The 12769-nt window shown below is 64.7% G+C and carries 13 protein-coding genes and 2 riboswitches; of the genes, 2 read left to right on the top strand and 11 right to left on the bottom strand.

Features of this window, described 5'->3' with window-relative positions:
- The 8 genes from J2S96_RS04250 to J2S96_RS04215 all read right to left on the bottom strand — a co-directional run bounded on the left by J2S96_RS04250 (position 1) and on the right by J2S96_RS04215 (position 8418).
- Positions 1 to 2355 carry an FdhF/YdeP family oxidoreductase gene (locus J2S96_RS04250; protein ID WP_306860235.1) on the bottom strand — a complete coding sequence of 785 codons (2355 nt, stop codon included), beginning with the start codon at positions 2353 to 2355 and terminating at the stop codon, positions 1 to 3.
- Between the two features lie 61 nt (positions 2356 to 2416).
- Positions 2417 to 3742, bottom strand: a complete 1326-nt coding sequence (locus J2S96_RS04245; protein WP_306860233.1) for a molybdopterin molybdotransferase MoeA — start codon at positions 3740 to 3742, stop codon at positions 2417 to 2419.
- The gene (locus J2S96_RS04240; RefSeq protein ID WP_306860230.1) at positions 3739 to 4026 is read right to left on the bottom strand and encodes a DUF6457 domain-containing protein; all 288 of its coding nucleotides are present in this window, start codon (positions 4024 to 4026) and stop codon (positions 3739 to 3741) included. The genes J2S96_RS04245 and J2S96_RS04240 overlap by 4 nt, the downstream gene beginning before the upstream one ends.
- Before the next feature lie 31 nt (positions 4027 to 4057).
- Positions 4058 to 4687 carry a molybdenum cofactor guanylyltransferase gene (gene mobA, locus J2S96_RS04235; RefSeq protein ID WP_306860228.1) on the bottom strand — a complete coding sequence of 210 codons (630 nt, stop codon included), beginning with the start codon at positions 4685 to 4687 and terminating at the stop codon, positions 4058 to 4060.
- Positions 4688 to 4724: 37 nt separating this feature from the next.
- The gene (locus J2S96_RS04230) at positions 4725 to 5225 is read right to left on the bottom strand and encodes an HNH endonuclease (RefSeq protein WP_306860224.1); all 501 of its coding nucleotides are present in this window, start codon (positions 5223 to 5225) and stop codon (positions 4725 to 4727) included.
- Between the two features lie 243 nt (positions 5226 to 5468).
- On the bottom strand, positions 5469 to 6245 hold the full coding sequence (locus J2S96_RS04225; protein ID WP_306860222.1) for an NlpC/P60 family protein: 777 nt from the start codon (positions 6243 to 6245) through the stop codon (positions 5469 to 5471).
- A 5-nt stretch (positions 6246 to 6250) separates the two neighbouring features.
- A riboswitch (cyclic di-AMP (ydaO/yuaA leader) is annotated at positions 6251 to 6418 on the bottom strand.
- A gap of 145 nt (positions 6419 to 6563) precedes the next feature.
- On the bottom strand, positions 6564 to 7382 hold the full coding sequence (locus tag J2S96_RS04220) for a M23 family metallopeptidase (protein WP_306860220.1): 819 nt from the start codon (positions 7380 to 7382) through the stop codon (positions 6564 to 6566).
- Positions 7383 to 7385: 3 nt separating this feature from the next.
- A riboswitch (cyclic di-AMP (ydaO/yuaA leader) is annotated at positions 7386 to 7594 on the bottom strand.
- Between the two features lie 128 nt (positions 7595 to 7722).
- Positions 7723 to 8418 carry a metal-dependent transcriptional regulator gene (locus J2S96_RS04215; protein ID WP_306860218.1) on the bottom strand — a complete coding sequence of 232 codons (696 nt, stop codon included), beginning with the start codon at positions 8416 to 8418 and terminating at the stop codon, positions 7723 to 7725.
- Between the two features lie 350 nt (positions 8419 to 8768).
- On the opposite strand from J2S96_RS04215, the gene serC reads away from it, so the two are divergent.
- Complete coding sequence (gene serC / locus J2S96_RS04210) at positions 8769 to 9899, top strand: phosphoserine transaminase (protein ID WP_306860216.1); 1131 nt, start codon at positions 8769 to 8771, stop codon at positions 9897 to 9899.
- Between the two features lie 20 nt (positions 9900 to 9919).
- Here serC and J2S96_RS04205 read toward each other — a convergent pair whose 3' ends face one another.
- Genes J2S96_RS04205 through J2S96_RS04195 form a run of 3 tightly spaced genes read right to left on the bottom strand, consistent with a single transcriptional unit; the run spans position 9920 to position 12289 of the window.
- The gene (locus J2S96_RS04205) at positions 9920 to 11278 is read right to left on the bottom strand and encodes an MFS transporter (RefSeq protein WP_306860214.1); all 1359 of its coding nucleotides are present in this window, start codon (positions 11276 to 11278) and stop codon (positions 9920 to 9922) included.
- A 44-nt stretch (positions 11279 to 11322) separates the two neighbouring features.
- Complete coding sequence (locus J2S96_RS04200) at positions 11323 to 11898, bottom strand: DUF3027 domain-containing protein (RefSeq protein WP_306860212.1); 576 nt, start codon at positions 11896 to 11898, stop codon at positions 11323 to 11325.
- Positions 11899 to 11905: 7 nt separating this feature from the next.
- Complete coding sequence (locus J2S96_RS04195; protein WP_059388199.1) at positions 11906 to 12289, bottom strand: cold-shock protein; 384 nt, start codon at positions 12287 to 12289, stop codon at positions 11906 to 11908.
- 219 nt (positions 12290 to 12508) lie between these two features.
- Between J2S96_RS04195 and J2S96_RS04190 the strand changes: the two genes are divergently transcribed.
- A complete protein-coding gene (locus J2S96_RS04190) occupies positions 12509 to 12724 on the top strand; it encodes a hypothetical protein (protein WP_306860210.1) in 216 nt (71 codons plus the stop codon).
- Positions 12725 to 12769 lie beyond the last annotated feature (45 nt).

The raw sequence follows: 12769 nt of genomic DNA, 5'->3' as shown, positions 1-12769 counted from the left end.
TCAGATACCCACCGTCCCGGCCGCTTCCCTGGTCTGCATGGCTTCCTTGGGTTCGGCAGCTTCCCCATGCCTGACGAACCGCACCGTCATGGCCTTGTAGCCCGGTGTGTTGGATATCCGGGCGACGAGCTCGCGGTGGACCAGGGCGTTGGCCTCCGGGAAGTACGCGGCCGCGCACCCCTTGGCCGTGGGATAGGCAACCAGCCGGAACTTGTCTGCCCGGCGTTCCGTTCCGCCGAAAGTGGAGATGACGTCCACCATGTCCCTGTCCTCGAATCCGAGCCCGCTGAGATCGTCCGCGTGGACCAGGATGACCCGGCGGCCGTCGGAAATGCCGCGGTAGCGGTCGTCGAGCCCGTAGAACGTGGTGTTGTACTGGTCGTGGCTGCGGACCGTCTGCAGAATCAAGTGGCCGGGCGGGGCTTCAAGGTATTCCAGCGGGCTCACGGTGAATCGTGCTTTGCCGATGTCCGTGGCGAATGTGCGGGTGTCCCGTGGAGGATTAGGCAGCACAAATCCATTCTTGCTCCGCACCCTTGCGTTGAAATCCTCGAACCCCGGGATCACCCGGGAGATATGGTCCCGGATGACGTCGTAGTCCTCGGCCATGGCACGCCAATCTACGGGGTGCCCGTCACCGAGGACCGCCTGCGCCATGCGGGCGACGATGACGGGTTCGCTGAGCAAGTGCTCCGAGACCGGGGCCAGCCGGCCTTGCGTGGAGTGTATGACGGACATGGAATCTTCCACGGAGAGGATCTGCCGCCCACCCGGGTGTTTGTCGTCCGAGTCCGTTCTGCCCAAGGTGGGCAGGATCAAGGAGGTCTTGCCGTGCACCACGTGGGCGCGGTTGGGCTTGGTGGAAATGTGCACCGTCAGCCCTGTCCTCTTGAGGCCTTCTTCCAGCGCGACGGTGTCCGAGCCCGCGGCCGCAAAGTTGCCGCCCATCGAAACGAACACGTCCACCTCGCCCTTCTCCAGGGCGTGTTGGGTTTCCACGGAGTCGTATCCGTGGGCCCGCGGCATGGTGAATCCAAACTCTTTCTCCAACGCTGCCAGGAAGGCTTCGGAGGGCTTCTCCCAAATGCCCATGGTGCGGTCGCCCTGCACGTTGGAGTGGCCCCGGACCGGGCAGGCGCCGGCGCCGCGCTTGCCGAAGTTTCCCTGCAAGAGAAGCAGGTTGATGATTTCCCGCAACGTGTCCACGGAGTGGGGTTGCTGGGTCAGGCCGAGCGCCCAGCAAATGATGGTGCCCTTCGACGCGGCCAGCATTCCGGCCACTTTGGTGATTTCGATGCGGCTTAGGCCCGTGGCGCGTTCCGTCTCGGCCCAGTCCAGCGTGGACCTGGCTTCGGCGTACGCCTTGAAACCGTCGGTCCGCGACTCGATGAAGGCTCGATCCACCACTGTTCCGGGCTGCCGCTTCTCCTCCTCCAGCAGCAGGTGACCCAGTGCCTGGAACAAGGCAAGGTCGCCACCTACCTTGATCTGCAGGAATTCATCCGCAATGTCCGTGCCGCCGCCTACCACTCCGTTGAGCGACTGCGGATCCTTGAAGTTCAGGAGCCCTGCCTCCGGCATTGGATTGACGGCTACAACCTTGCCCCCGTTCTTCTTGCAGTCACGCAGGGCGGAGAGCATGCGCGGGTGGTTCGTGCCCGGGTTCTGGCCTACAACAAACACGAGCTGCGCTTCGTGGATGTCTTCCAAGGAGACGGTCCCCTTGCCGATGCCGATGGTCGGGTTGAGCGCGCTACCGGAAGACTCGTGGCACATGTTCGAGCAATCGGGCAGGTTGTTGGTGCCCAGGCTCCTTGCGAAGAGCTGGTACATGAACGCGGTCTCGTTGGCCGTGCGTCCCGAGGTGTAGAAAACGCAACGGTCCGCCGTGGTGGCGTTCACGTGCTCGCCGATCAGGGAGAAAGCATCGGTCCAGCTGATCGGCGAATAGTGGGTATCACCGGGGCGGATGACGACCGGCTCGGCAATGCGCCCTTGGCTCCCCAGCCAGTATTCGGTCTTCTCCTCAAGTTCGGCGAGGGAGTGCCGGGCCCAGAACGCCGCATCGACCACGCGTGTGGTGCTCTCCTCGGCGATCGCCTTGGCTCCGTTTTCGCAGAACTCGGCTGGACTGCGCTTGCCCGTGATGGACTCCGGCCACGCGCAGCCGGGACAGTCGAAACCGTCCCGTTGATTGACGCGGAGCATCGACTTGACGGTCCGGCTCACACCCGCTTGGGCCCAACCCCTTTCCAATGCCACAGTGACTGCTTTGACGCCGGCGGCAGAGCGCTTCGGCGGGTGGATCTGAAGGTCATCTTCATTGATGTCCTGCTCGGGAGCATGCCTGTTCATGTCCCCATCATTGCAAGGCGTGGTGCACGATTCCACCCGCGTCCATTCGGGACAGGAATTCTCAACCGGTCAGGGCGCTCCAGTCCACCGGCCCTGAGGAAACTTTGCGCGCCGGCTTGGCAGGCGGCTTCTTGGCTTTGCCCTCCGGAGACTTGGGCTGGGGAAGCGGAGGCCCCCAGGGCAACGGAAAAGCGGGCACTGCCTCGCCCAGTTGCACGCCGTGGGGCGGCACCACCATGACCCCGTCCGCACTCGCGAGGCCGCGCATCATGCCCGGCCCGGCATGCTGGGCCGGCGACGCCAAGCCGTAAACGAACCTGAAGGGAAGCAAGCGCGTTCGCCCGGGGTCGGCGTCGAGCATTGCGCCGCTTGGTACTTCCCCGACCTCGGACAGCGAGCCGTGACCGAGCCCCGCGAGAAGGGGTGCGCCGATCGTGAGGAGAACCATCATGGCCGCGAGCGGATTGCCAGGCAGGCCCAGCACAAACCGTCCGTCCGGCAACTCGGCCAGGACCGCCGGATGTCCCGGACGCATCGCAATACCATCAATCAGCAAGCGGCCGCCGAGCTCGGCAACGGCCCGGCGGAAGTGGTCCGTCCCCGAACGGCCGGTTCCCCCGGTGGTGATGACGACGTCGGCGGGTGGCGTGTCCGGCGACGGCTCTCCTTCTTCAAGGGCCGAGAGCCATTCGTCATAGGAGTCGCCCACCTTGGTTTGCCCGCCGCGGATCCCGCCAAGGAGTTCGACGACGGCGCCGAGCTGGGGACCGAAGGTATCCCGCACACGGCCGGGGGCCGGGATCCCCGCGGTCACCACTTCGGAGCCGGTCAGGAGCAGTTTCACGAGTGGCTTGCCCAGGACGTCCAGTTCATCCCGTCCGGCCAGGGCCGCGAGGGCGAGGTGGGCGGGATTCAAGACCACACCGGATTTGATCAGCAGCTCGCCCGCCACAGCTTCTTCGCCCGCCTTGCGGATATGCTGCCCGTTGCGCGGTTCGCCGGGTTTCGCGTTCCCGCCAAGCGCGAGGACCGGCAAGCCGTCCTCGTCCGTGGTCAGGACCCCGCTCTCGCTCCGGAGCACCGCCTTGGCGCCCGGCGGGATCAAGCCGCCGGTGACGATCGGGCTCGCTTGATGCGGAGCCAACCGATGTCCGGGCTCTGCCAGGATCCACGGGCCGCTGCCGTTGACGGCCCAGCCATCCATCGCCGACGACGCATAGTGCGGCAAGTCCTGCAACGCGTGGACATCCGAGGCCAAGGTCCTGCCGATCGCGTCCTTCAGGACAACGGGCGCAGCGGGAATGGGCGTGGCGCTATCGAAGGCAAGTTGCCGTGCTTCCGCCCACAAGTGGTCGGCGTGCTGGACATGCTCGGGGGCTTCCGTCATCCGGCGTCGGTTCCAGAGTCCGTGTAGTCCTTCGCGAGCGTGCGCGCCAGGCCCAGCGCCGCATCCATCGACGCGGATTCGGTGGCTCGTCCTGAGCCCGCCGCGAGTCCGGCCGCGAAGCCAGCGATGAAAGTGGTCAAGGGCGCCGCCGGCCGGACCACCGAATGCGCCGCGACACCCGCCAAGGACAAGATCTCATTGACGTCGATCTCGACGTTTTCCAGCTCATACGCTTGCAGGAGGCTCCTGCACCATTCCTCGAGCGTTTCTTCCTGGCTCTTCACGATACGCCTCCACCGTCCGGTACAGCTGTTGTCACGGCAGGTCGCCGTCCACTCCAAGCGCCGCGGCATCGTCCCAGGTATCCACGTCATCGGTGGAACCTGCAGGGACAGCCACGGCCAGCAGATCAAGCCTAGCAAGCAGTCGGAAGGCCGCGGAGTTGGCCAGGCCATCTTGTTCTGCCGCAGCCTGCACTTCCCGTCGCAAAGCGGATGCCCGGTAGATCCCAAGAAGCGGCTGCTTCCGGCCATCGGAGGATAAGGACATGGCTCCTTCCGCTTCAGGGTGGCCGGAAAGCACCTCAAACAGCACCGGGACAGCGGCGGCGGCGAAAGGCATATCGCAGGCCATGACGAGTACCCAAGGCGCCTGCGGAAACGGATTCCGGCCGTCCGCACCTTCGCCGCTTCCCTCTTCGAGCGCAGCCAGTCCGGCCGCGATTGCGGCGGCCGGTCCGCCGAAGGGAGGGTCCTCCCGTGCGATGAGCGTACTGTCCGGCAAACTTCCGGGATCCGGCCCGACGACGACGACCCGCCCGGCCCCGCGCGCAGCTGTCAGGGCGCGCTGCAGAAGCGTGGCGCCGTCGTACCTTAGCTGGGCTTTGGGCACGCCGCCGAGGCGGGAGGACTTGCCACCCGCGAGTACCACCGCATCAAAGTCCACCCGCCCAGATTACCCGGGAAGCAGGCTCAATTCCGGTTCAGGCCGCCGTTTCAGGCAGGAGGAAGGGATCCCATGCGGGCGCAGGTTTCTCAAGCTCCTTGATCTGCCAGATAGTGCCGGTAGGCGCCGCAGGAGTGAACTTCAGCTTCCAGCCCATTTCGGCTGGAGTGTGGTCACTCTTGGCGTTGTTGCAGCGCAGGCACGCCGCCACCAGGTTTTCCCAGGAATCCGCGCCGCCCCTGGATTTGGGGTGGACGTGGTCAATGGTGTGGGCTGCTTTCCCGCAATAGGCGCAACGGTGACCGTCGCGGCGCAGGACGCCGCGGCGTGTAACCGCCGTCATGGTGTTGTACCTTGGCCGGATGTAGCGATTGAGCAGAATCACGGAGGGACGTCCGAGAATCTCCTGTGGCCCGACGACAGGCTCGTCGCCTTCGGCCACTACGCTCGCTTTTCCGGTGAGCACAAGGACCAGCGCCCGGCGGAAGGTTACTACCGCCAGCGGTTCATATCCAGCATTCAGAACGAGTGTGCGCATGCACGTACCTCTTCACGGCCGCACCCGTCAGGGGCGCGAGGGCCGGCTGCCCTCTGCATGTACGGGCTGTGGATCGACAACCTAAGAGTAAACACCCGGAGGCCGGATCAGCGAATCCTGGCAGGAATTCCAGGACGGTGTCGGTCAAAGTTCACGTGCCGGACACCTTGGCGCATGCTGGTTAAAACGGAACGTCCCCGCCGGCGGACCAGCGGGGACGTTCCAGTGAAGCTATGGAGCTAATTAGCCACCAACGCGGATGAAGACCGGGCCGGAGCCGACGTTGACGCTGTACAGGGCGGTGGTGCCACCGTTCCAGCCGCCGTGGACTGCCATGCCGTTGCCGACGTAAACGGCGATGTGGGCCATGCCCATGCCACCGTTCTGGTAGTAGACCAGGTCGCCCGGCTGCGCTTCAGCAGCGCTGACCGTGCGGCCGAGGGAGAGGTAGTCTGCCGGCCAGCCGTGGAAGTTGATGCCAACAGCGGCCAGGGAGTTCGAAGCCAGTGCGGTGCAGTCCTGGGCAACGCCAAGCTGCGCGTAGGCTGCGGCGGCAATAGCCGCGCCCCTGCCGCTGGCAACCTTCGTAGCGGGCGATACAGCAGCGGTCACAGAAAGCGTTGACACGCCGGTAGCTGCACCGTTATCAGCTGCGGCCTGCTGAGCAGGAGCAGGAGTGGCTTCCTGGGTGGCAACCGGAGCTGCGGCAACCGGAGCGGCTTCGGTGGAGACCGCCGGGCGCTCGTACTTGATGGCAACCGAGGAGTCGGCCGAAATGCTGGCTTGGGCGACCGACTGGACTTCCAGTGCGGACGTGGCAGTGGATTCGCGGGGAACGTTGGTTTCCGCAGCGTTGGCTGCGATACCGCTGGTAAGCACCAGTCCGGAAGCAGCTGCGATAACTGCTGCCTGGCGGCCTACGCCGCCGGCGTTGCTGCCGACAGTCTTAGCGATAACGGCAAGCGAGTTGGTCTTGGTGACCGCGGCACGGTGGCGCGCGACAGTAGTGCGTGAAGACACGTTAAGAGGCCTCTCCCTATGCCCGCGAGGTAAGCTGTCGGATTCGGATGGGAGTCATCCGGCCACACCCCTCCCTTTCGGAAGCTGTGCGACTTAACCCCAAGGCCATCGGTGAAGATGACCAATAAGTGGGTCCCCCGCCTCTGCCAGACGATTTTTTGCGAACGGAACCTCGGGCAGTGGCAGAGCTAGGCAATCCACCCGAGTGCATCAACTCTCTAAAAGTTGATGCGTGTAAGACGGTACATGAGTTTTGGCTGAATGTCACATTCAGGTCACGGAGCGTGACAAGCATGCGAGAGACCTCCATCGGATTGGCTACAGCCAGCCCAGGGGATCAACGACATCGCCGTTGACCATGACTTCAAAATGGAGGTGGCAGCCGGTAGAGGCGCCGGTAGTGCCGCTCAACGCGATGACATCGCCGCGGCTGACCGTCTGGCCTACCTGGACGTTGAACGAAGACAAATGGTTGTACGTGGTTTCCAGGCCGTTGCCGTGGTCCACCACAATGCGGTTTCCGCCGCCATACGGATGCCAGCCAGCGAAGGTCACCTTCCCGGCCGCAGCCGCGTGGACCTGGGTGCCGCACTGGGCCACGAAGTCCTGGCCGCGGTGGAACTCTCCCAAACCGCCCGTGATCGGATTCACGCGGTAGCCGAACGGCGAGGCGGTGATCAGGCTGTCCAGCGGCGCCCCCAAGGTGCCCTTGGACGACGAAGTCTTGATGGTTCCGACAGACTGCGCGCTCAGGAGCTGCTTGAGCTTGCTGTCCGGATCTGCCGTGGTGGAAACCGCAGCGCGGCTAAAGTCGATCGTTGCACTTGCCGCGGCGGGAATCTCAGGCTGCGTGCCCACTGCCGACGCGGCGCGGTTTGAGTCGGCCGTGGCCGTCATGGCTCCGTTGCCCGGCACCGCGACCGTCAGGATGAGGCCTGCAGCAGCAAGGGCCACCCCCGCCTTCTGCCCCGCTCCGCTCGCGGCGGCGAACTCGGCCATCTGCCGCAAGGGGCCCCTGCGGCGGCGGAGTTCGCGATGGGGATCCCGGGGCCGGGCGGGCTCGACGGCGTTTGCGCCCCGCAGCTCAGCAGTAGGACCGGACGCGCGCCTGCGGCCCCTGGTGTTCTGCGTGGTCAAGGTCTTTCCTCTCTGGCAAGCCTGCGAAGTTAGCTGTCGGATTCGGGCCAGAGAGATCGTGGACCCGGTCCGCGCGAAGGACGCGAAGCGCAGGGCTACCCCGGAGGACCCTGCGCGATGTGCACTTCCGCTGCGGACTTCACCCCAAGGCCGTCTTTCGACAGCCGATGGTGGTTCCCCCGCTTCTGCCAGTGAATGGACTAATTCACCTGATCCGCTGGCAGAACTCGGCTTCGGATCAGGTAACGCTTTGGTATCGGCGCCAGTAATTAACTATAGGGGGTTAAGCCCCCGCAGTAATAATTTCGTTATCTTTGTCCCGGTGGCCTGCCGGGATCGGTTAGGCGACCGTGACAAACACGTGCGTGGCGACCTCAGGCGGGAGCTCGAGCGCGCCGTCGATATTGGGCACGCGAACGGAGATGTACTCCCCTACGCGTTCCAGCGAAATCCGGGCGCCGGGGCGGATTCCCCCCTCGTCCAGTTGCACCAGAAGTTCAGGTTCCACCTGGATCGGTTCAGCCAGCCGGCTGACGGTGACCCGGTTTTCAGGTGAGTATTCGTTCATCGCGTCGAGGAGGTTGACCACGCCGTCCGTAAAGGCGTGGGACGCGGCTCCGCCGAGTGCTTCGAGTCCGGGAATGGGGTTGCCGTAGGGCGATTCCGTGGGGTGGTCCAGGAGCTCGTAGAGCCGCCGTTCGACGCGCTCACTCATGACATGCTCCCAGCGGCACGCTTCATCGTGGACGTAAGCCCAGTCCAGGCCGATGACGTCGGCCAGGAGGCGTTCCGCGAGCCGGTGCTTGCGCATGACCTCGGTAGCGCGTTTCCGGCCCATTTCGGTCAGCTCAAGGTGCCGGTCATTGGACACAATCACCAGGCCGTCACGTTCCATCCGTCCGATCGTCTGGGACACGGTTGGGCCGGAGTGCCGCAAGCGCTCGGCGATGCGTGCGCGAAGAGCCACGATGTTCTCTTCTTCAAGCTCCAAAATGGTCCGAAGATACATCTCAGTGGTATCGATCAGATCCGTCATCCAGCTCAGCTCCTCGAGCGCAGTATCTTGCGTATTTTTCACCGCACCGCAGCCGCCGCAGTGGTCGAACAGGTGCTCTAACAAGTGGTCGAACCGCCGGTCGTCCCGGGCCGGGCGCCAGCTCCAAGCTTAGCTTATTTGGAATTACTCCGGATAATCCCCGGTCCTGCACCGCCGCCCCGCCCGGCGCTTGTACTGGACCGGCGGAACGAACGCTTCCACGTGGCGGACTATGACACCTTCGGTTCTGCCCCCGCCTGCGGCGTCAGGCAGAATTGGGGAGTCGAAGGGGGCAGCTTGCCGCCTGCCACGACCCAACTAGGCCGCTACTTCACCATTGGAGCATCCCCGTGAGCGACAACAGCATCACTATCCCCGCCGACTTGCTGCCCAAGGACGGCCGTTTCGGCGCCGGACCCTCCAAAGTCCGCCCCGAGCAGATCGAGGCCCTCTCCGCCGCCTCGACAACGATCCTCGGCACGTCCCACCGCCAGGCGCCGGTCAAAAACCTGGTGGGCTCCGTCCGCGAGGGACTTAGCCGGTTCTTCCGTGCGCCCGAGGGCTACGAGGTGATCCTCGGCGTCGGAGGCTCCACCGCGTTCTGGGATGTCGCCAGCTTCGGCCTGGTCGAGAAGAAGGCCCAGCACCTCTCCTTCGGTGAATTCGGTTCCAAATTCGCTTCGGCAACCAACAAGGCACCCTTCCTGGAAGCATCCTCCATCATCAAGTCGGAGCCGGGCACCCGGCCGGTTTCCCAGGCCGAAGAAGGCGTGGACGTGTACGCCTGGCCGCAGAACGAAACCTCGACGGGCGTGGCCGCTCCGGTCAAGCGCGTCCAAGGCAGCGACGATGGCGCCCTGGTCCTGGTTGACGCGACGTCCGCAGCCGGTGGCCTTGACGTCGATGTTGCCGAGGCCGACGTCTACTACTTCGCACCGCAAAAGAACTTTGCCTCCGACGGCGGCCTGTGGCTCGGACTCTTCTCCCCCGCAGCCCTCGAGCGCGCCTCCCGGGTCAACGCAAGCGGCCGCTGGATCCCCGATTTCCTGAACCTGCAGACCGCTATCGACAACTCGAAGCTCAACCAGACCTACAACACGCCGTCGCTGTCCACCTTGGTGACGTTGGATGCCCAGGTCCAGTGGCTCAACAAGAATGGCGGCCTGGACTTCGCTTCAGGACGCACCGCGGACTCCGCAAGCCGCATTTACGCCTGGGCCGAGGCCTCCGAGTACGCCACGCCGTTCGTGGCGAAGGCAGAGGACCGCTCCAATGTCATCGCCACGATCGATTTCGATGACTCGATCGACGCCGCGGCCATAGCGAAGGTTCTGCGCGCCAACGGGATCGTGGACACGGAACCGTACCGCAAGCTGGGCCGCAACCAGCTGCGCATCGCAACCTTCGTTGCCATCGAGCCGGACGACGTCTCTGCATTGCTCGCCAGCATCGACTTCGTCGTGGGCGAACTGAAGAAGTAAGGGCCGGCCGCGTCCAGCGGTCAGGACTGGTCGGCGTCGTCCGGGTGGGGATCCCGGTCGGCGCCGGCCTCTTTAATGACGCTGTCCCCTTTGACAAGGTTCCTATTCACACTGCCGGCGCTACGGGACTCGATGCGGAAGAACCGCATCCCGTGAGCGCTGCGATCGAAGCGCAGACGCAGATGGCGCGCGCGGATGATCCACACAATGCCGACGACGGCGGTGCTGACGCCCGCGGCCGCAGCCACGCCCACCGACCACCGGGGTCCGGCCACGTTGGACACCCAGCCCACGAATGGCGCACCGATGGGCGTTCCACCCATGAAGATGGCCATGTAAAGGGCCATGACCCTGCCGCGCATGACAGGTTCCGTAGTGGATTGCACGTAACCGTTGGCACTCGTGATCATGGTCAGGGCAAACAGGCCGCAGGGAATCAGGGCCAAGGCAAACACGGTGTAATTCGGCGCCAAGGCTGCCAGCCCGCTCGCCAAGCCGAACCCGCCAGCTGCCGCGAAGATGAGCCGCATCCGCGGCCGGCCGCGCCGGGCGGACAGCAACGCTCCAGCAACGGAGCCGATCGCCATGACTGAGTTGAGCAGCCCGAATGCTCCCGCGTCCATGCCGAACTCCGTGCCGACCATTGACGCAATGAAGAGCACGAAGTTCAGGCCGAACGTGCCCATGATGAATATCGCGACGAGGACAACCACAATGTCGGGGCGGTTGCGGACATAGCGAAGCCCTTCGCGAATGCGGCCTTTGCCCGCGGCCGCCCGCGGCTGGACGCGCAAGGAAGCGGTGGGAATGGCCCGGATCGCGCCGAGCATCGCGACGAAGGTCAGGGTGTTGATCATGAAGACCCAGCCCGGCCCCACCGCGACCGTCAGCACGCCGGCCACGGCCGGACCGATCATGCGGGCAACGTTGAAGGACGCGCTGTTCAATGCCACGGCGTTGGAAAGATAGTCGTCCTTGACCAGCTCCGACACGAAGGTCTGGCGAACCGGGGCATCAAGCGCCGAGACGACGCCAAGCAGCAAAGCGAACACATAGACATGCCACAACTGCGCGGCGCCGCTCAGGACCAGGAGTCCCAAGCCAGCGCTCAGGAGCGCCATGGCGGATTGGGTCATGACCAGGAGCGTGCGCCGGTTGAAACGGTCGGCGAGCAGCCCGGCCCACGGGGCCAGGAAAAGCTGCGGGCCCAGTTGGAGGGCCAAGGTCACGCCCATGGCGCCGGCATCGTGGTTGCTCAGATGGGCGAAGACCAGCCAGTCCTGGGCGGTCCGCTGCATCCAGGTGCCGATGTTGGAAATGAGGGCACCGATGAACCAAATGCGGTAGTTGAGGACACCCAGCGATTTGAAGGTGGACATCAGCTTCCACCTTCACGTAATTCACTCGCCGGGTCCGCCAAGGGTTAATCAGCCTCGATGTGCTCGGCGTCGTCGTTCTCTTGTTCATCACCGGAGCCGTCGACGTCCTCACCGGAGGGTTCGCCGTCGTCGTCCGCGTCAACGGGGGCGCCGGCCTCATCCGCCACCTCTTCGGCCGCGGCAGCCTCGTCCTCCGGGCGGACGCGCTTTGCCCAGGGCACCCACTCGGGAGCGAGAATGGAGTCCTCCGACGGCAGGAGGCCAAGCTCGCTGACCGTGACCACCTTGGAGCGCGAGTTACGGGTCACTACCGCGTACCACTGCCAACCGCCGTAGCCGGCCAGCCGTGATTCGAACAAGTGCGTGACCACGCGTTCACCTTCGGAGCGCGCTGCGATGTGCGGTCCGATCTCACCCGGCTTGGCAATGGTCTCCACCGCATTGCGGGCAACGTCGACGGCGGTCGCCAGAAAAGCGTCCGGCTTGCCGACGCGCCACACAGGGATGCCGGTGCGGGGTTTCGCCGTTGCCGGCTTCCGCTCAGCACCGGGGCCAGCGGTTCCAGCAGCGGCATCACCTCCGGCCACTTGAGGACCGGCTTCAGCGGATTCCATTGTCATGGCAGCTTTAGGCTTCCAGCTCGTCGGCAACCTTGCGCAGGGCTGCGGCGATGGCCTTGCCCTTGGCGCCTTCAGGGTACTTGCCGGCGGACAGCGTGCCAGAGAGATTGTCCAGGACAGAGACGAGGTCCTGGACTACCGGAGCGAGCTCACGCGCGTTCATGCGCTTGGCTTTGGCGATGGATGGCAACTTGTCCAGCACGCGAAGGCCCAGTGCCTGGGCTCCCCGGCGGCCGTCGGCGACGCCGAACTCAACCCGGGTGCCCGCCTTGAGATCCGCTACGCCTTCGGGCAGCGCGGATTTGGGCAGAAACACTTCCTGGCCGTCCTCTGCTGCGAGGAATCCGAAGCCTTTTTCCTTGTCATACCACTTGACCTTGCCGGTGGGCACGTAATCAACCTTCTTCGTTCTGACTTGCGAGACACAGCCGGCACGCCACCGCATCCGCAGCATACTGCGGGAACAGGGGTGACTGCCTGGACCATGTTGGTCTATTGCTTCAAGGTTATCCTGCCCGGCCGTGGATTCGCGCTTTGAGGCGTCCACAGGCAGGTCCCGCCGGCTTTTCTTCGCAACCAGACGGCACCCGGGCCTGTTAGCGTTGCTCGCATGATTCCCCATGACTTCCGCCGCCCGCTCACGATCCTTGCCGCGGTCGTCGCAGTCCTGTCCCTTGCGGCCGTGGCCACCGTCATGGCCATCGCTTTTGGCAACGGCGTGGCACCGGTCTGGGTCACGTCCACCGCTCTCTACGGACTACCTGTCGCCTTTATCTTGATGGCCGCATTGGTGATTGACTCCGTGCGGGCACGGCGTCGTCAATGAGCGGCCGGAAAAACCTGCGGCGGACCCGGCTGGCGGTAACGTTGA

The sequence above is a fragment of the Arthrobacter bambusae genome, from assembly GCF_030812595.1.
Taxonomy (GTDB): Bacteria; Actinomycetota; Actinomycetes; order Actinomycetales; family Micrococcaceae; genus Arthrobacter; species Arthrobacter bambusae_B.
Note: the sequence above shows the minus strand (reverse complement) of the source record. Positions and strands in the feature narration are given on the sequence as shown.